At 66.8% G+C, this 18,874-nt stretch carries 10 protein-coding genes; 5 read left to right on the forward strand and 5 right to left on the reverse strand.

The annotated features are described in order from the left end of the window. Positions 1–10: 10 nt before the first annotated feature. Positions 11–1,009: a polyprenyl synthetase family protein gene (locus tag AC3IPM_RS05235; protein WP_489302883.1), complete on the reverse strand. Its 999-nt coding sequence runs from the start codon at positions 1,007–1,009 to the stop codon at positions 11–13. A gap of 224 nt (positions 1,010–1,233) precedes the next feature. Between AC3IPM_RS05235 and AC3IPM_RS05240 the strand changes: the two genes are divergently transcribed. Then, entirely contained in the window at positions 1,234–2,847 is a 1,614-nt protein-coding gene (locus AC3IPM_RS05240) for an alpha-glucosidase (protein ID WP_489302884.1), read from the forward strand. Between the two features lie 291 nt (positions 2,848–3,138). Here the strand turns inward: AC3IPM_RS05240 and AC3IPM_RS05245 are convergent, their stop codons facing one another. Both AC3IPM_RS05245 and AC3IPM_RS05250 read right to left on the reverse strand, forming a co-directional pair. Next, on the reverse strand, positions 3,139–5,898 hold the full coding sequence (locus AC3IPM_RS05245) for a TonB-dependent receptor (RefSeq protein ID WP_489302885.1): 2,760 nt from the start codon (positions 5,896–5,898) through the stop codon (positions 3,139–3,141). A gap of 190 nt (positions 5,899–6,088) precedes the next feature. Then, a complete protein-coding gene (locus tag AC3IPM_RS05250) occupies positions 6,089–8,155 on the reverse strand; it encodes a glycoside hydrolase family 97 protein (protein WP_489302886.1) in 2,067 nt (688 codons plus the stop codon). Between the two features lie 237 nt (positions 8,156–8,392). On the opposite strand from AC3IPM_RS05250, the gene AC3IPM_RS05255 reads away from it, so the two are divergent. The 4 genes from AC3IPM_RS05255 to AC3IPM_RS05270 all read left to right on the forward strand — a co-directional run bounded on the left by AC3IPM_RS05255 (position 8,393) and on the right by AC3IPM_RS05270 (position 14,252). Further along, on the forward strand, positions 8,393–10,603 hold the full coding sequence (locus tag AC3IPM_RS05255; RefSeq protein WP_489302887.1) for a glucosidase family protein: 2,211 nt from the start codon (positions 8,393–8,395) through the stop codon (positions 10,601–10,603). Beyond that, the gene (locus tag AC3IPM_RS05260) at positions 10,600–12,087 is read left to right on the forward strand and encodes an MFS transporter (RefSeq protein ID WP_489302888.1); all 1,488 of its coding nucleotides are present in this window, start codon (positions 10,600–10,602) and stop codon (positions 12,085–12,087) included. The genes AC3IPM_RS05255 and AC3IPM_RS05260 overlap by 4 nt, the downstream gene beginning before the upstream one ends. Continuing rightward, a complete protein-coding gene (locus AC3IPM_RS05265; RefSeq protein ID WP_489302889.1) occupies positions 12,087–13,802 on the forward strand; it encodes an alpha-amylase family glycosyl hydrolase in 1,716 nt (571 codons plus the stop codon). Before AC3IPM_RS05260 ends, AC3IPM_RS05265 begins: the two co-directional genes overlap by 1 nt. 69 nt (positions 13,803–13,871) lie before the next feature. Beyond that, complete coding sequence (locus AC3IPM_RS05270; protein WP_489302890.1) at positions 13,872–14,252, forward strand: SseB family protein; 381 nt, start codon at positions 13,872–13,874, stop codon at positions 14,250–14,252. A gap of 9 nt (positions 14,253–14,261) precedes the next feature. Here AC3IPM_RS05270 and AC3IPM_RS05275 read toward each other — a convergent pair whose 3' ends face one another. Continuing rightward, positions 14,262–17,840 carry a M1 family aminopeptidase gene (locus AC3IPM_RS05275; protein ID WP_489302892.1) on the reverse strand — a complete coding sequence of 1,193 codons (3,579 nt, stop codon included), beginning with the start codon at positions 17,838–17,840 and terminating at the stop codon, positions 14,262–14,264. Between the two features lie 13 nt (positions 17,841–17,853). Next, on the reverse strand, positions 17,854–18,747 hold the full coding sequence (locus tag AC3IPM_RS05280) for an ABC transporter ATP-binding protein (RefSeq protein WP_489302893.1): 894 nt from the start codon (positions 18,745–18,747) through the stop codon (positions 17,854–17,856). Between the last annotated feature and the right edge of the window lie 127 nt (positions 18,748–18,874).

The raw sequence follows: 18,874 nt of genomic DNA on the forward strand, positions 1-18,874 counted from the left end.
AGCCGCCGGCTCAATGCGAGCGTTGGACCGCGTAGCGGGCCAGGCCGCGCAGGGCGGCGACGGCATCGTTGTCGGCCAGGCCGTCGAGCGCACGCTCGGCGGCGTCGGCGTATTCCACGGCGCGGGCGCGGCTGTACTCCAGCCCGCCGGTGGCGTGGATGGCGGCCAGCACTTCGGGCATCGCCTCGGCATCGCCGTTCTGCACGATCTCGCGCAGGCGCGCGCGGGTGGCGGCATCGGTATGCGCCATCGCATGGATCAGCGGCAGGGTGGCCTTGCCTTCGGCGAGGTCATCGCCCAGGTTCTTGCCCAGTTCGTCGGCGTTGGCCGAGTAGTCCAGCACGTCATCGGCGATCTGGAAGGCGTAGCCCAGCGCCATGCCGTAGTCGTACAGCGCCTGCTGAGTGGCTTCGTCCACGCCGCTGGCGAGCGCGCCCAGGCGGGTACCGGCGGCGAACAGCACCGCGGTCTTGCGCTCGATCACGCGCAGGTAGGCGGCCTCGTCAGTGTCCGGGTTATGCACGTGCAACAGCTGCAGTACTTCGCCCTCGGCGATGCGGTTGGTGGTATCGGCCAGGATGCGCATGACCGGCATGCGGTCCAGCTCGACCATCAGCTGGAAGCTGCGCGAGTACAGGAAATCACCAACCAGCACGCTCGGGGCGTTGCCCCACAAGGCGTTGGCGGTGCTGCGGCCACGCCGCAGGCTGGATTCGTCCACCACGTCGTCGTGCAGCAGGGTGGAGGTGTGGATGAACTCGATGATCGCCGCCAGCTGGTGGTGTTCCGGGCCGGCCTGGCCGACCGCGTGGCCGGCCAGCATGACCAGCATCGGCCGCAGGCGCTTGCCGCCGGCGGAAATGATGTGGTCGGCGATCTGGTTGATCAGCACGACATCCGAGGACAGTCGGCGGCGAATCAGCGCATCCACGGCAGCCATGTCGGGTGCGGCGAGCGTCTGGATCTGGGGCAGGCCCAGCGCGGGGCGGGTGTCTTCGGTGATGGTCATGCGGTCTGACTTTCAGGCTTGCCCGGAATTATAGGCGGTGCGGTGGTTTTGCGCCCGCGAAGACGGACCTGTGGCCGTTCCGGACCGTTCCAGCGGCGTCGGCTGCACCGCCCCAGCGTGAATACGTATGCAAGGCGCGCCGCCGCCGAAGGCGCAAGGCTAAGCTTGTCGGGTTCGTCGTGGTGCCCTTCAGGGGCGCCCTGGAAGCCCGGAGGGGGCCCTCAATGTCGCAGACTCCATGGTGGCGCGGTGCCGTCATCTACCAGATCTACCCGCGCAGTTTCCTGGATGCCAACGGCGATGGGGTAGGCGACCTGCCCGGCATCATCGAACGGCTGGACCATGTGGCCGCGCTGGGCGTGGACGCGATCTGGATCTCACCGTTCTTCACCTCGCCAATGGCCGATTTCGGCTACGACATCGCCGACCACCGCGATGTCGATCCGCTGTTCGGCACGCTGGCCGATTTCGACCAGCTGCTGGCCAAGGCGCATGCGCTGGGCCTGAAGGTGATGATCGACCAGGTGTTCAGCCATACCTCGATCGAGCATGCCTGGTTCCGCGAGAGCCGCCAGGACCGCACCAATCCCAAGGCTGACTGGTACGTGTGGGCTGACCCGCGCGAGGACGGCACGCCGCCCAACAACTGGATGTCGATCTTCGGCGGGGTGGCCTGGCAGTGGGAGCCGCGCCGCGAGCAGTACTTCCTGCACAACTTCCTGGCCGACCAGCCGGACCTGGATTTCCACAATCCGGCCGTGCAGCAGGCGACCCTGGACTATGTACGGTTCTGGCTGGACCGCGGCGTGGACGGCTTCCGTCTGGACTCGATCAACTTCTGTTTCCACGATGCCCAGCTGCGCGACAACCCGGCCAAGCCGCTGGAGAAACGCCTGGGCCGTGGCTTCAGCGCGGACAATCCGTACGCCTACCAGTACCACTACTACAACAACACGCAACCGGAGAACATCGCCTTCATCGAGCGCCTGCGCGTGCTGTTGGACGAGTACCCGGGTACGGTGAGCCTGGGCGAGATCTCGGCCGAGGATTCGCTGGCCACCACGGCCGAGTACACGGCGCCGGGCCGCCTGCACATGGGCTACAGCTTCGAGCTGCTGGTGAAGGATTTCAGCGCCGGCTACATCCGCGACACGGTGTCGCGGCTGGAAGCAACCATGACCGAAGGCTGGCCGTGCTGGGCGATCTCCAACCACGACGTGGAGCGCGCAGTGACCCGCTGGGGCGGGCACCCGGCGCAGCCGCGGCTGGCGCGGCTGCTGGTGGCGTTGCTGTGTTCGCTGCGCGGTTCGATCTGCCTGTACCAGGGCGAGGAGCTGGGGCTGGGCGAGGCCGATGTGCCGTTCGAGGCGCTGCAGGACCCGTATGGCATCACCTTCTGGCCGAACTTCAAGGGCCGCGACGGGTGCCGCACGCCGATGCCGTGGCTCGATGCGCCGCTGGCGGGGTTCACCACGGGCGAGCCGTGGCTGCCGATTCCGGCCGAGCACCGCGCGCTGTCGGTGGCGTCGCAGTCGCACGATCCGCATTCGGTGCTGAACGCATTCCGCCAGTTCCTGGCCTGGCGGCGGAGCATGCCGACGCTGCTGGTGGGCGATATCGCCTTCCTGGAGACGGCCGAGCCGGTGTTGATGTTCGAACGCCGGCATGCCGGGGAGACGCTGCTGCTGGCGTTCAATCTGTCCGCCGATGCGGTGCGTGTGGCGTTGCCGGTGGGCGAATGGAAGGCGTTGCACGTGCCCGGCCCGGACGCGGGGCAGGTGGAGGGTGATGCGCTGGTGTTGCCGCCGCAGTCGATGTACTGCGCACGCCTGGGCTGAGTCGATTTCCGGTGGTATTGAGAGGGTGGGGCCGATGGCCCCGCCCTTTTTTTGGTTCTTCTCCCCTTGGAGGGGCGTCTCACTTCCAGACCAACAGCAGCGGATTCGTTCTAGGTGTGAGGCCGGCGCCGGGGGACATTCGCCCGCATGGGCATCGGGGCCCGCGCCCCAGTCATCTGTACCGCGGGGCCTTACACGGGGAAAAGCAGCCACGCATGGCGTGGCTCTACCCGGGGCACAAAAAAACCGCTGCCTGGGCAGCGGTTTTTCGTTCCTGCGTGTGCGACTGGGTCAGAACTTGTAGTTCACGCCCAGCATGTAGGTGCGGCCCCACTCGATGTATTCCAGCGGGCGGTCCTTGGTACCGGCATACGTGCGGTACGGCTCGTTGGTCAGGTTGCTTCCCTGCAGCAGCAGGGTCAGCCCGTGCAGGCTGCTGCTGTCGGCGAAGGTATAGCTGATCTGGGCATCGGTGACGTTTTCGCCGACCACGTAGCGCAGGGTGCGGTTGCCGTTGAAGTTGCCGATTTCACCGATGAAGTCCGAACGGCGGCGCTGGCTCACGCGTGCTTCAAAACCACTGCGCTCGTAATACGCGGTGACGTTGTACACGCGCTTGGACAGGCCCGGTAGGCTGATCGGATCGCTGCCTACGCTGGAGGCACTTTCCGGGTCCAGGATCTCGATGTCGCTGTCGTTGAAGGTGGCGCTGGCCTGCACACCGAACCCACGCAGGCTCTCGGTGAGCATGTCCAGCGGGAACGAGGCGGTCAGTTCCAGGCCCTTCAGCGTGCCGCCCTTGCCGTTCTCCGGTGCGGAGAAGGTGCCGGTGGTCAGCAGGGGCGCGGTCATGCCCGGCGGAATCACGTAGCTGGCCAGCAGGTCGCTGAAATCGTAGTCATCGCGCGACTGCGTGTACACGTACGACTTGAGGTCCTTGTAGAAGATCGCCGCGGCCACGTAGGCCTTCTCGCCGAAGTACTTCTCATACGACAGATCCAGCGCGTTGGCCCGCCACGGATTCAGCAGCGGGTTGCCGCCGCTGCCGCCGGGCTTGCCGGTGGCGGTATCCACGCCGAACTCCAGGCCGGCGCGCATCTGGTCCACGCGCGGTCGTGCGACCTGCTTGGCCGCGGCGAAGCGCAGGGTCTGCTGGTGCGGGAACATGAAGACCAGGTTCAAGCTGGGCAGCCAGTCGGTGTAGGTCTTGCCGGAATCGATCGGCAGCACTTCCTGGCCGGCCGGACGCGAGCGGTCGAAGTAGTTGGACTGCGAGCTCTGGTCGGTGCGCACCATCTGCACGCCGATGTTGCCGCGCACGCCCACCTCGCCGATGTCGGTGTTGATGTTCGCGCGTACCCAGGCGGTGCTGGTCTTTTCCTGCACCGTCCACGCCTTGGGAATCAGGTAGTCCAGGTTGGTGACCGGGTTGAACACCATGTAGCGGTCCACCGCGGCCGGAACATTCCAGGCGGGGATGTAGCCGAGCCCGGCGAAGCCCAGGTTGACCGGACGGTACTGCAGGTCGCTGGCGATGTTGGCATCGCCCTGTGCGCCGAGCAGGATGTTGCCTTCGGCCTGGGTCTTGGTCTTGCGGCGGTCCGCGTAGTTCACCCCGACATCCACGTCGGAGAACCAGGCGAGCGTTTCAGGCAGGGCGAAGGTGGCCTGCAGGCGTGCCCCCTTCAGCCGGTCTTCGACCTGCGGCACCTTGCCGTAGCCGGAGCCGTAGATGGTGTTGGTCAGGAACAGCGCATCGGGATTGGCGTAATTCAAGCCAGGCCGGATCTGCGAGAACCCATTGGGATTGACCACCACGCCGACCGTATCGAGCTGCGGCATCGGGGTCAGCTGCAGGTTGTTTTCCAGGTTCAGCTCATCGCGGACAGCTTTGGAGTAGTTCAGGTCGGCGACGACCTTGACCCGCTCGAAGTTGAATTCGTTGTTCCAGCCGAACGCATCGATCTTGTCCTTGCGCTTGTTGTACATGCCGCGCACCAGCGGGTACACGCCGCTGGCGTTGCCGCCGGTGAAAGTGCCATCGGCATTCACCTGCGGGTTGGTGATCAACAGGCCCGGCGTGTAGTTGCCGTTGTAGTTGCTGAGGTTGACCTCGAACTGGTTGGCGGTGTCGATCTGCTCGGCTTCGGTGTGGAAGGCATCGAGCGTGCTGGTCCACACGTTGGACGGGCGGAACTGCACGGTGGCCATCACGCCGTCGCGCTTGTTGTTGCCGGTGCGGCGCAGGGCCTTGATGCCATCGGAGAACGCCGTGCCCGGGGCCAGGCCGGGGCGATTGCCGTTGTCGGTGTTCTCGGTGGTCCACGGCTCGTACAGGCCCACCTGGTTTTCCTGGATGGGCATGTCGCTGTGCGCGTAGCCGATCGCGATGCCCAGGGTGTTGTCGCGGAACTGGTCGATGTAGCTGGCGCTGAAGCGGTTGCCGTACGGGTCGACGTTGGCGGCCTTGCCCAGCGAGCTCTTCTGGTAGCGGCCGCTGATGGCGATCACGCGCTCGGCGAAGCTGAGCGGGCGCACGGTCTGCATGTCGATGGTGCCCGACAGGCCCTGGCCAACCAGCGCCGCGTCCGGGGTCTTGTAGACGGTTACGCCGTTGACCAGTTCCGAGGGGTACTGGTCGAACTCGACGCTGCGGTTGTCGCCGGTGCTGACCACTTCACGCCCATTGAGCAGGGTGGTGGCGAAGTCCGGCGAGAGACCGCGCACGCTGATCACCTGGGCGCGGCCGGCCACACGCTGGGCGGCCAGGCCGGGCAGGCGGCCCAGCGATTCGGCGATGCTCACATCGGGCAGCTTGCCGATGTCTTCGGCTGAGATCGCTTCCACCACCGAGGTGGCGTCCTGCTTGATCGCGATCGCGTTCTCGATGCCACGGCGGATGCCGGTGACCTGCACGGTGTCCAGGTTGGTCGCCGCGGTAGCGGCCGGCGGGGTGGTGGTAGTGGGTTCGGCGGTCTGCGCCGACGCCATCAACGGCGTCAGGGCGACGGCCAGCGCGAGACTCAGCGCGCTGCGCTTGCGGTTCAACATTTTCCCCTCCCAGGCAATGTTGCCAATCGATTTTTGGTTGCCCGGAGACCCGGGAGCGTCACGGCGCGGTGGCCGTTGACTGCGTGGCTATGGTAGGCAGCGCATCGGCTGCGGGAATCACCCTGCATACGTATTCACTGCAGATGCACGCGGTGTAAGCGGTTACAGGCGGGCCTGCCGCGCATCCGCGTTACAACGGGGTAAACCGGATCGCCTGGCCACCGCCGGGTGCCAGGGTCAGCACCAACGCATCGGCGCTGGTCACTTCGCGGGTTTCACGCACGAACGCGAACGGGTTGCTGCGGAAGTCCGCGCCATCGCCATCGCGGTAGATCTCGGCGCGATAGCGCACGCCCGGTTCCAGGAAGCCCAGCGACACTGGCAGCACGCGGCCGTGTTCGTCGGTGATGCTGCCCAGGAACCAGTCGCGGCTGTGGCGGTCACGGCGCACCAGGGTCACGTAGTCGCCGACCTCGCCGTTGAGCACGCGGCTGTCCTCCCAGTCCACTGCCACGTCTTCGATGAAACGGAACGCCTCGCGATGTTGTTCGTAGTGCTCAGGCAGATCGGCGGCCATCTGGATCGGGCTGTAGATCACCACGTACAGCGCCAGCTGGCGGGCTAGCGTGCTGGGAATGGCCTGGCCGCCGCGGCCCTTCAGGCTGAGGATGCCAGGGGTGTAATCCATCGGCCCGGACAGCATGCGCGTGAACACCAGGTTGACCTCGTGCTCGGGCGGATTCGGTGGCTGGCCCCAGGCGTTGTATTCCATGCCGCGTGCGCCTTCGCGCGAGATCCAGTTGGGATAGGTGCGGCGCAGCCCGGTGTCCTTGATCGGCTCGTGCGGATTCACCGCGATATGGCGCTTGGCCGCTTCCTGCACCACCTTCAGGTGATGCCGCGCCATGAACTGGCCGTCATGCCATTCGCGCCACAGCGGGCCACCGGCCGGATTGCGCCGGTCGACCTGGCCGTCGTCGCACACATAGCCGCTCTTGAAGGAATCCACGCCCAGCCGTGCATACAGATCCAGTGCCGCACCGAGCTGGTCTTCGTAGTGCTCCACCGCACAGCCGGTCTCGTGATGGCCGATCAGGTGCACGCCCTTTTTCGCGCCGTAGGCGGACAGTGCCTCGATGTCGAAATCGGCGGTGGGCCGGGTGAAGTCGAAGTCGTAACCGTTGCCGACCCAGTTGCCGTCCCAGCCCGGGTTCCAGCCTTCCACCAGCACGCCACGGAAACCGTGCGCGGCGGCGAAGTCGATCACCTTTTTCGTCTTTGCGGTGGTGGCGGCGTGTTTCGGCCCGGTGGCCCAGCTTTCCTGGTCCAGGTGCATCGACCACCACACGCCCATGTACTTGGAGGGCTTCACCCAGCTGACATCGCCGAGCGCATTGGGTTCGTTGAGGTTGAGGATCAGGTCCGACTCGACTAACCCACCGGCGCGGTCGCTGATCTGCAGGGTGCGCCAGGGCGTATCGAAGGGCAGCGAACGGCGTACCTTCCAGCCCTCGGCCGAGGGTGACAGCTGCGCGCGCAGGCGCTGGCCATCGGTGCGGCGCAGCCACATGCCGGCATAGTCCACCAGCGCGGCCTCATGGATGGCCACGTGCAGACCGTCGCGGCTGCGCAGGGTGATCGGGGTATGCACCAGCGGCACCTGATCCAGCGGCGTGCGCTGGTACAGGTACTCGTAGTGGATCGGCTCGCCGGCGGGGATCCACCAGGCGGTGGATTCGGGGGCGATCGCGAACTCGGTCAACTCATCATCGATGATCACCTCGCGCAGGTTCGGCTGCGCGGGGAAGCGATAGCGGAAGCCCACGCCGTCGTCGAAGACGCGGAACACCACGTCCAGGCGGCGCTTGGCACCGCTGCGCTCGCCGAGCTGCACCACCACTTCGTTGTAGTGGTTGCGCACCCGGTGACGTTCGCCCCAGGGCTGTTCCCAGGTGTCATCGACGCTGCGCGTGGTAGTTCCGAGCACGGCCAGGTCGCGGTCGAGGCGGCCATCGCGCAGCTGGAAACCCAGCCTGGAGGCGTCCACCACGGTTTCGCCGAAGCGTTCGACCCGATAGGTGGGGGTGCCACCGTCCAGCTGCAGGGCGACCTGCAGCACGTTGCCCGGCGATGCCACGCGGGCCACGGTGACAGGTTCGGCCCAGGCGGAGGCAGCGCCGAGCAGCAGCGACAAGGCCAGCCAGGGCAGGTGACGGCGCGCGAGGCGGCCCCCCGGATCATGCAGATGCTTCGGCATTTCCCCTCCCAAGGCAGCCCGAACATGGCTTGGACTATAGCCACGCAGATCCAGCCCTTTCGTCGCAGCGGCATGAATACGTATGCAGGTGGGCGCGCTCCGGGGCCTGCCGTCTACCATGGGGACAGGCACCCTGGGAGGGGGCCGCGCGCGCAGCGCCGCCGTAGGGGCGTTGCGTCACCACAACGCGTGCAAAGAGGGAGGGAGGCACCGGGCGCAAGCCGGGTCGCCGCTTCGATGCTGAAGATGATCTGCCTGACGGCTGCCCTTGGGGCGGCACTGGGTTCGACCGCGATGGCGGCGGACCTGACCTTCGACGGCCGCCACGCGCGCGCCGAGACCACCGCTGAGGGCGGCTTCCGCCTGCAGGCCCCACAAGACACGGTCGCGATTGCCGCGCAGCCGATGCGCAGCCACACCGACAGCCCGATGTTCGATGCGCTGTTCGCGTTGGCGCAGCAGGAAATGGCCGCCGACCGCGTCGATGCGATCCGCGACCCGGCCTTCAATCAGGGCAATCCGGTGCCGTGCGCCTGCTTCCAGACCGGCGAGCGCTGGCCCTACGTATGGACCCGCGACGTCAGTTTCGCGGCCGATCTGGCGGTGTCGCGGCTGGACCCGGTACGCACCCGCCAGTCGCTGCAGTTCAAGCTGTCCGCCGCTCGCGACGGGCATACACCGGGGCTGTTCGTGGCCCAGGACACCGGCTCGGGCGGCAGCTGGCCGATCAGCAGCGACCGGGTGGTGTGGTTCCTTGCCGCCCGCGGACTGCTGGATGACGCACCGTTCGCCGACCAGGTCTGGCAGGCATTGCAGGCCACGCTGGCGCTGGACCGCGCGGCGGTGTTCGAACCGCATATCGGCCTGTATCGCGGCGAGACCTCGTTCCTGGATTGGCGCGAGCAGACCTATCCGGACTGGACCCGGCAGGACGTGCGCTTCATCGGCGACTCCTTTGCGCTGTCCACCAACGTGCTGCATTACCAGGCGCTGCGCCTGGCCGAAAAACTGGCCCGCGCGCGCGGCGATGCCCGTGCCAGCGACTACGCCGGCTGGGCCGATGCACTGGCCATACAGATCGACGCGCGTTTCTGGCGCGAAGATGCCGGCATGTACATGAGCTACATCGGCGAGACCGCGCATCCCGTGCCCTATGCCAAGTACGACCTGTTGGGAATCTCGCTGGGCGTGCTGGCCGGTGTGTTCCCGGAGGCGCGCGCCCGCCGCGCGCTGGCCACCTATCCGGCCGTGGAGGGCGGCAGCCCGGTGGTGTGGCCGCAGGAAGCGCAGCAGCCGATCTACCACAACCGCGCGGTGTGGCCGTTCGTGAGTGCGTATTCGCTGCGGGCCGCGCGCCGGCTCGACGATGCGCCACGCATCCAGCTGGAAATCGAGTCGCTGATGCGCGGCACCGCGCTGGCCGGCTCCAACATGGAAAACTACGAGATGCGCCGGCTGGCCGTGCATGTTGACGAAGGTGCGCTGAGCGGCCCGGTGGTGAACTCACCGCGTCAGTTGTGGTCGGTTGCCGGATATCTGTCGATGGTGCTCGAAGGCGTGTTCGGCGTGGAGGCCGACGGCGGCGTTGCACCGAAACTGCCCACGGCGCTGGTGCCGCAGCTGTTCGGCAAGCGTCGCAGCATCGAACTGGACGATGGCCAGCATCGCTACGTTCTCAAGCGACCGCGTAAGCTCGACGGCGAGCTGCTGGTCGCCCGGAAAGTCACGCGCAAGGGCAACACCGTCACGGTCGAGCTGATGGCGCAGCCACGCGCGACAGCGGCACCCACGGGTAGCGCCGAACCACGCTCGGCGGCCTTTGCTTCCGCCTTCGCCCCCACCACCCCGGCGCCCCCGCAACCCACGCAACGCGGCAAGGCCTGGGCCATCCCCATTCCCGCCAACCACGTCCTGTGGCAGGACGGCACGGCAGTCACCGCAACCAACGCGTTCACCCTCAACGACGATGGCCACCAGCACTGCATCAGCCTGACCCGTCGCGACGGCGCACTGGAATCGCTGCACAGCCCCACCGTCTGCGTCGGTGCGCAGCAGCGCCTGGCCGGTGCCACGCAATGGCGCTGGAGCGCGGTCAAGCCCACCCGCGTGCGCGTGCGGCTGGACTACAACAACCCCAACGGGCCGATCAACACCGGCGTCACCGCGGCGGTGAAGCAGCTGGTGGTGCAGTGCCCCGGCGTGCCCGAACAACGCGCCACCGTGGCCATGCCGCACAGCGTGGGGCCGCAGACATCCACCGCCGCCGTGTTCGACCTGCCCAAGGGCAGTTGCCGCCTGCGCCTGGAGGAGGGTTTCAACATGAGCGCGCTGGCGCACTTTGCCAGCTACAACGGCGGCAAGGGCGGGCATGACGGGGTGCTCAACCGGGCCAACGTGCGTGCGCTGCTGATCGCGCCCATTGCCACCGATGCGGAGCCGGGCCGATGAGCGGTTCGCCCAAGCCCACGCTGTCGTTCTGGCAGATCTGGAACATGTGTTTCGGCTTCCTCGGCATCCAGTTCGGATTCGCCCTGCAGAACGCCAACGCCAGCCGCATCTTCGAAACGCTGGGGGCCTCGCAGGATGCGGTGCCGGGGTTGTGGATCGCCGCGCCGCTGACCGGCCTGCTGGTGCAGCCGGTGGTGGGCTACCTGTCCGACCGCACCTGGACACGCTGGGGACGCCGCCGTCCGTTCTTCATGATCGGCGCGGTGTTGACCACGCTGGCGCTGCTGGTCATGCCGAACTCGCCCACGCTGTGGATCGCCGCGGGCACGCTGTGGGTGCTGGATGCCTCGATCAACGTGTCGATGGAGCCGTTCCGTGCCTTCGTCGGCGACCAGCTGGCTCCGCGCCAGCGGCCCACCGGCTATGCGATGCAGAGTTTCTTCATCGGCGTGGGCGCCATCGTGGCCAGCTTCCTGCCTTACATCCTGACCCACTTCGGCGTGGCCAACACCGCCGTGCCCGGCGAAGTGCCCGATACCGTGCGCTACGCCTTCTACTTCGGCGCCGCGGTGCTGCTGGCGGCGATCACCTGGACGGTGGTCAGCACCCGCGAGTATTCCCCCACCGAACTGGCCGGCTTCGACGATGCCGAGCCGCCGCCGCACCACGCCGATACGCGCGTCGCCGGCCCGGCAGGGTGGGGCCAGATCACGCGCTGGCTGGGCCTGGGTGTGGCGCTGGCCGCGGTGATCGCGTGGCAGCACGGCGACAAGATGCTGTACGTGCTGGCCGGGCTGTGCGTGGGCTATGGCCTGCTGCTGGCGGTGGCGCGGCTGCTGCCGGGCCCGCACATGCTGGCGGCCATCGTCGGCGACCTGCGGGCGATGCCCATGACCATGCGGCGCCTGGCGTGGGTGCAGTTCTTCTCGTGGTTCGCCCTGTTCGCGATGTGGATCTTCACCACGCGGGCGGTGGCCGGTGTCCACTTCGGTTCCACCGATACCGAGTCGGCCGCCTACAACGAAGGCGCCAACTGGGTCGGCGTGCTGTTCGGTGCCTACAACGGTTTCGCGGCGCTTGCCGCCTTGCTGATCCCGCCGATGGTGCGCGCGATCGGCCTGCGCTGGAGCCATCTGCTGAACCTGTGGCTGGGCGGCGCCGGCTTGATCTCGATGATGTTCATCGACGATCCGCGCTGGCTGCTGCTGTCGATGGTCGGGGTGGGTTTTGCCTGGGCCTCGATCCTGTCGCTGCCCTATGCCCTGCTGTCGGACAGCGTGCCGGCGGCGAAGATGGGCGTGTACATGGGCATCTTCAATTTCTTCATCGTGATCCCGCAGCTGGTTGCGGCCAGCGCGCTCGGCTTTGCCCTGCGCGCCTGGCTGGGCGACCAGCCGATCCATGTGCTGGTCCTGGGCGGCTGCAGCCTGCTGGTGGCCGGCCTGTGCGTACTGCGGGTTCCGTCCCGTCCGGAGGTGGTGTGATGCGTGGTGCCCTGTCTGTTGCTGTCTGCCTTGCCCTGTTCGCCGGCCACGCTACGGCTGCGCCGCGCCCGACCTACGTCGGCACCACCGAGCCGTTCGCCAGCGACGCGGTGTACTTCGTGGTCACCGACCGTTTCGTCAACGGCGACGTCTCCAACGACCACCGCGACCAGGGCGGCAAGCACCGCACGTTCGACATTCCGGTGCAGTGCCCGGACAAGGTGGACGGCAACATCGGCTACCTCGGCGGGGATTTCAAGGGCGTGCTCGACAACGCCGCTTACATCCGCAACCTCGGTTTCGGTGCGGTCTGGATCACCCCCATCGTCGACAACCCGGACGAAGCGTTCACCGGCAGCAAGCCGATCAGCTGCAGCAGCACGCTCACCGATCGCGGCAAGACCGGCTACCACGGCTACTGGGGCATCAATTTCTACAGGCTCGACGAACACCTGCCGAGCAGGGACCTGGATTTCGCCGGGCTCACCCGCGGTCTGCACGCTGCCCAGCTCAAGGTGGTGCTGGATATCGTCGGCAACCACGGCTCGCCGGCCTGGACCATGCCGGTACGCCAGCCGCAGTTCGGCCAGCTCTTCGACAAGGACGGCACACTCATCGCCGACCACCAGAACCTGCCGCCGCAGCAGCTGGACCCGCAGCACAATCCGCTGCACGCGTTCTACAACACCATCGGTCCGGTGGATGGCAAGGACGGCTCGATCTTCGACGGCAACCTGGCCGAGCTGTCCGATTTCAACGAACACAATCCGGCGGTGATGGATTATCTGGTCGGCGCCTACCTGCAGTGGACCGCACAGGGCGTGGATGCGCTGCGTATCGACACCATCGGCTGGCTGCCGCATCCGTGGTGGCATGAATTCGTGCGCCGCATCCGTGCCGCGCATCCGGGCATGTTCATGTTCGGCGAGGCGTTCGACTACGACGCCAGCAAGATCGCCGAGCACACCTGGCCGGTCAACGCGAACGTGAGCGTGCTGGATTTCCCGCTGCGCGGCGCGCTGTCGTCGGTGTTCGGCAAAGAGCAGAAGGGCTTTGAAGCACTGGTCGAGCCGCTGCACCTGCTCGGCGGCCCGTATGCCAACCCGTATGAATTGATGAGTTTCTACGACAACCACGACATGGCCCGCCTGGACGCCACCGATGACGGTTTCATCGACGCGCACAACTGGCTGTTCACCGCGCGCGGCATCCCGGTGCTGTACTACGGCTCGGAGACCGGCTTCATGCGCAGCCGCGCCGAACACGCCGGCAACCGCGCGTACTTCGGCCAGCCGCGTATTGATGCCGCCCCGAAGAGCCCGATCTTCGGGCCGCTGCAGCGCATCGCCCAACTACGTGCGGCCACGCCCGCGTTGCAGCGTGGCCTGCAGGTCAACGAACGCCTGCAAGGGGATGAAGCCGTGTTCTTCCGGGTGCTGCAGCAGGGCGACACCACCCAGACCGCGCTGGTGCTGCTCAACAAGGGCGACACCGCACGCCGTATCGAGGTCCGCCGCTATCTGCAGCCGGGCGCGTGGCGTGATGCGCTGGACGGCGGCAGCCAGCAGGTGACGGACCGCCTGACGGCCGAGGTGCCCGCGCACGGGGTCAAGGTCTTCCTGCTGGACGCGGCGGTGAAGCAGCCGGCGCTGCAGGCCGAACTGCAACGTGCCGTGGCCGACCAGGCCGCGCGGACCGAACGTCTGGCCCGGTAGCCAGCAGCCCGCAGGCGCAGCCGGCCAGCGGCCGGCTCTACAATGGGGCGCCCTGGACCCCTGCCGACCATGACCGAACTGCCGCCCCAGACCCCGATCGAAACCCTGCTCAAGTCCGCGATGGACGGCCAGCTGCCGATCGGCCTGTTCATGAAGGCCTTCGTCGCCTCCGAGGTGGTGTTGCTGACCGGCAGCCTGGTCACCGCCGACGGCAGTGGCTTCGATCCGCTGCTGTTCGACAAGGGCGGCGTGCTGCACGTGGCCGTGTTCACCGACATGGCGCGCGTGGGCTTCCACAGCCAGCAGGCCCCGCACACCCTGCGCATGCAGCTGCTGGAGGTGCTCAAGCGGGTTCCGGGCGGTTATGGCGTGGTGGTCAACCCGGGTACCACGCTCGGGCTGGAACTGTCGGCGCCGGGGATCGGCGAAATCCTCAAGGATTTCGCCTGACCGATTCCGCTACAGGCTCACCTTGCGCCGGTTGTCCTCGCTCACCCGGTCGATCAGCTTGTTGTACGGATCAAACCCGGCCTCATCCGGCTTGGCATCCACCACCACGGTAAGGGTAGGGGACTCGGTGATGATGTGGTGGCGCTGCAGGTACAGCACCTTCTGGTCGCGCTCCTTGCCCGAGGGCCCGTTGGCGAACACACCCACCTCGATCCAGTCGTCCATCGTGCCGGCGCTTTCCTTGCCACTGCCATCGGCATAGCGCTTCTGCGCGTGCAGCGACAGGCTGACCTCGTACTTGCCGTCGGGCCGCTTGCGGGCCGTGGCGGCCAGCAGCCGGTTGTCGTACAGGCTGATCTTCTCGAACAGGTCGGTGACCAGCTGCTGGCGGTCGGCCGGCGTTTCAGCACGGATGTAGGCCAGCAGCTCACGCGAGGTGGTGTAGGGCGGCTGCTGGTAGCCCTTGTCCTGCAGGAAGCGCTTGAGCGCGCGGTTCAATGCTGCCTCGCCGATCTCCTCGCGCAGCCGGTAGAACACCAGCGAGCCCTTTTCGTAGTGGATGTACTGCTGGTTCTCCACCCGGGCCAGCGGCAGTTCCTCGATGCGCTCGCCGCCGCGGCCGGACAGGTAGCGGTCCAGCTCGGTCTTCAGGAACTGGCGCATGTGCGCCCGGCCGTATTCCTTCTCCATCACCATCAGCGCCGAGTACTGTGCCAGCGATTCGGACAGCATCGTGGCGCCCTGTACGTTGGCCCCGATCACCTGGTGCGCCCACCACTGGTGCGCGATTTCATGCGCGGTGACGTAGAACACGTAGTCGATCTTGTCCGGGTCGCGCAGGTCGGCGATGAACCCGATCGATTCGGAGTAGGGGATGGTGTTGGCGAAGGACTGCGCGAAACTCTGGTAGCCCGGGAACTCGATGATGCGCACCTGGCGGTGCTGGTACGGGGTGAAGTTGGCCTCGTAGTATGCCAGTGACTTCTGCACCGCCTCGATCATGCGGTCCACGTTGTAGCCGTGGCGCGGGTCGTAATACACCTCGATCGGGATGTTCTTGTACATGCCGCGCTTCACCGTCCAGCGTGCCGACAGGTACGCATAGAAGTTCAGCATCGGTCGGTCCATGGCATAGCGGAAGCAGCGCCGTCCCTTCACCGTCGATTCGTGCTGCAGGTAGCCCGGGGCCAGCGCGATCTGGTCCGGCGCGGTGCACACGGTGGTGCGGAAATCCAGCCAGTCCGCATCGTCGGAGACGTAGGTGTTGGCGCGCGCGGCCTCGTCCTCCAGCTTGGGCATGCGGGTGGGCTCGCCCAGCCCGCGCTTGCGGCGTTCGTTGCGATCTTCCAGTTCCGCGGCGGCTTCATAGCCGAACGAAGGCAGCATGCGGCTGTTGAAGAAGCTGCCGTTCTCGACCAGGTTGGTCGGTGCCTGCCCAGCGGTGAGGCCGGTGGGGTGCTGGTCCACGCGGAAGTGGATGCGGCGCGCTTCGCCGGGCTGCAAGGGCGTGGTCAGGTGGTAGATGCGGTAGCCCAGGTCCACATCGTGGAAGCCCAGGGTCTGCCCGCCCAGGTCCACCGCCACCAGTTGACGGTCGTCGCCCATCGCGATGTGGACGTCCTGGATCGGCACATCGTGGGTGTTGCGCACCGTCCAGTCCGCGTCGATCACCACCGACTGGGTTTCCGGATGCAGGTCGACCCGGTTGTCCACCGCGATGATCCGCGGTTGCGGCAGGTTGCGGTATTTGGACAGTTCGCGCTCATAGCGCGCCATCAGATCGTTCACCTGGTCCGGCGAGTGGAACGCGTTGCGGATGTTGGTGCTCCAATACAGCCAGCCGCCTACCGCGATGAAGCCCAGCATCGCCACCGCCGCGCCGAGCCCGGTGGGCCCGCGCAGGCGGCGACTGGCCAATGCCAGCCGCTGGCGCAGGCCATTGCCCACCCCGCGGACCCAGAACGCCGACGCCAGGCACAGCAGGGCAACGATCAACAGCGCCCAATACCCCTGGAAGGCCAGCTGGCCGGGCAGGAAGTGACCAAACCCGTTCATCTCCGAATAGGGTGCGTTCGGCCAGCTGCCGAAGTTGTAGATGTTCTGGCTGTAGTCGAGCATGCCCAGCGCCATCTGCCCGATCATCACCAGGATCAGCAGCGCGTAGCCGAAGAACTTGTTGTTGGTCAGTACCTGCAGCACCAGCGCCATGCCCCCCATCAGCACATAGATCACCGAGCCCAGTGCCAGCGTCTGCAGGTAGACCAGCGGCTCCAGACGCGTATAGCCCTGGGCCAGCTGCAGCACCATCGACACCAGTGCGCCGATGCCCTGGAAGCAGGCGATCACCACCACCAGCGTGGTGAACTTGGCCAGCAGCGGCACCCAGTTCGGCACCGGCATGGCATCGTTGACTTCATTGAGCCGCGCCGTGCGTTCCTTCCACACCAGCTCGCCGGCGTAGAACAGCACGATGATCACCAGCAGCCAGCTGTAGGCGCCCTGCAGGGCGGCCAGCATCTGCGAAGTAACCGGCCAGATGGGGGTGCCGTAGAGCGTGTCCTGCGACAACGCGCCGGGGATGAAGTTGGCCAGGCCCAGTACCAGCAGCACCAGGAACGGCACGCTGCGCAGCACGCCAGAGGTGTCAAAGCGCACCTGGCGCAGGTACTGGTGCCAGCCGGTGGCGGCGCTGAAGGTGGGATGCACGCGCGGCAGCGTTACCTGCGCCGGGCGCGGCGTGGCGGCTGTTGGCGTGATGCGCTGGCGACCCCAGCGACGGCGGGCGCTGCCGCTGCGCTCGGTGCGGAACAGCGCGAAGGTGGCCGCGAACAGCACGGCCGCCACGCCCAGCCACAGCGCGCGGTTGGCCAGCAGGTAGCCGGAGAAGGCAGGCAGCTGGGTGTTGCTCTGCTCGATGGCCCAGTAGCGCACCGTGCGGCTCAGTGCACGCATGCCAAGCGGCTCGCCCAAGGTGGCGACCCAGGTGTTGTCGATATCGCGCAGCAGTGAGGCGCTCACCCCGTACAGCACGAAGTAGCCCACCAGGCCGATGTACACCCACAGGATCGAGCGGGTCAGCGCGGCCAGCAGCGACAGCAGCGCCACGGTGAACACCACGTTGGGCACGACGATGAAGGCGAAGCTCCATGCATAGGCGTGGACCGGGATCGGGCCGAGCCGGGCCGGGTCCACCCACGGCATGAACGGTGCCAGGAAGATGCCGATGGCGATGATCACGTACACCAGCAGGCTCGCGCACAGCGCGGCCAGGATGCGGCCGGTGAGGTAGTGGCTGCGCTTGATCGGGCTGGCGAAGATCAGCTCGGCGGTGCCCAGTTCGAAATCGCGCAGCAGCGCATTGCTCACGAACAACGTGGACACCAGCATGCCCATCACGGTGAAAATGCCCATGAAGCGGGCGATCACGATGGGCGCATTGCTGTGCACATTGCCGCTGCCGCCGCCGATCTGCACCGCCTCGGAAGAGGCGGCCGCGAAGCCCAGGGCGGCAAACAGCAATGCCAGCAGCCACAGCAGGGGAGAACGAAGCTGCTCGCGCAGCTCGAAGCGGAAGAACGTGGCGATCATCGGCGTGCTCCGGTCAGGCTGCACGCGCCTGCAGGCGCAGGCGTTGGAAATAGACGTCCTCGAGGTCCGGCGCGACCGGCACGAAGCCATCGCCCGGGTCGCTGGCACTGTGCACGTGGATCACCGGTCGCCCGCCCACCAGCCGCGTGGACAGCACCACGTGGTTGGCCTCGTAAGCGGCCAGCGCGGCGCTGTCCACCTGCTTGCGCCACACCTGCTGCTGCAGCGCCTCGATCGCCTCGCTGGGCTTGCCGGTCAGCAGCACCTGGCCCTTGTTCATGATGGCCATGCTCGGGCACAGGTCGGTGACGTCCTCCACGATGTGGGTGGACAGGATCACCGCCACGTTCTCGCCGATGGCCGCCAGCAGGTTGAGAAAGCGGTTGCGTTCTTCCGGGTCGAGGCCGGCGGTGGGCTCATCGACGATTACCAGGCGCGGATCGCCCAGCAGTGCCTGGGCGATACCGAAGCGCTGGCGCATGCCGCCGGAGTAGGTGCCCAGCTTGCGCTTGCGCGCATCCCACAGGTTCACCTGCTGCAGCAGGCCATCCACCACCTCACGGCGCTGGCCGCGGGCGGTGATGCCCTTGAGGATGGCGAAATGGTTGAGCAGGTCCAGCGCACTGACTTTCGGATACACCCCGAAATCCTGCGGCAGGTAGCCCAGCCGGCGCCGCACCGCGTCCTTGTCGCGCAGCACATCGATGGCGGCCTCGCCGGGCACCTCCAGGCTGACGCTGCCGCTGTCGGCCTCCTGCAGCGTGGCCAGCGTGCGCATCAAGGAGGATTTGCCCGCGCCGTTGGGACCAAGCAGACCGAACATGCCGCGTGGGATGTCCAGGGTGACGTCATTCAGGGCGTGCACGCCATTGGCGTAGGTCTTGGAAAGTGAGCGGATCTGCAGCATGCGGCGTACACCTTTCCCTGTGTGGAAGAGCGAGTTATCCCGGCAAAGCGCCGGCACCACATCCGCCGTAAGTCATGGGTGCCGCAGGGCAAAGCCGGTGGGCTGCCAGCCAAGTCGCGCCATATTG

This window comes from Stenotrophomonas sp. GL_111 (assembly GCF_057835245.1).

Bases quoted from the DNA above. Each gene is read 5' to 3' on its own strand.
- AC3IPM_RS05255 (WP_489302887.1), top strand. From the start codon at position 8,393: ATGCTGAAGATGATCTGCCTGACGGCTGCCCTTGGGGCGGCACTGGGT.
- AC3IPM_RS05250 (WP_489302886.1), bottom strand. From the start codon at position 8,155: ATGCCGAAGCATCTGCATGATCCGGGGGGCCGCCTCGCGCGCCGTCAC.
- AC3IPM_RS05275 (WP_489302892.1), bottom strand. From the start codon at position 17,840: ATGATCGCCACGTTCTTCCGCTTCGAGCTGCGCGAGCAGCTTCGTTCT.
- AC3IPM_RS05235 (WP_489302883.1), bottom strand. From the start codon at position 1,009: ATGACCATCACCGAAGACACCCGCCCCGCGCTGGGCCTGCCCCAGATC.
- AC3IPM_RS05245 (WP_489302885.1), bottom strand. From the start codon at position 5,898: ATGTTGAACCGCAAGCGCAGCGCGCTGAGTCTCGCGCTGGCCGTCGCC.
- AC3IPM_RS05265 (WP_489302889.1), top strand. From the start codon at position 12,087: ATGCGTGGTGCCCTGTCTGTTGCTGTCTGCCTTGCCCTGTTCGCCGGC.
- AC3IPM_RS05240 (WP_489302884.1), top strand. From the start codon at position 1,234: ATGTCGCAGACTCCATGGTGGCGCGGTGCCGTCATCTACCAGATCTAC.
- AC3IPM_RS05280 (WP_489302893.1), bottom strand. From the start codon at position 18,747: ATGCTGCAGATCCGCTCACTTTCCAAGACCTACGCCAATGGCGTGCAC.
- AC3IPM_RS05270 (WP_489302890.1), top strand. From the start codon at position 13,872: ATGACCGAACTGCCGCCCCAGACCCCGATCGAAACCCTGCTCAAGTCC.
- AC3IPM_RS05260 (WP_489302888.1), top strand. From the start codon at position 10,600: ATGAGCGGTTCGCCCAAGCCCACGCTGTCGTTCTGGCAGATCTGGAAC.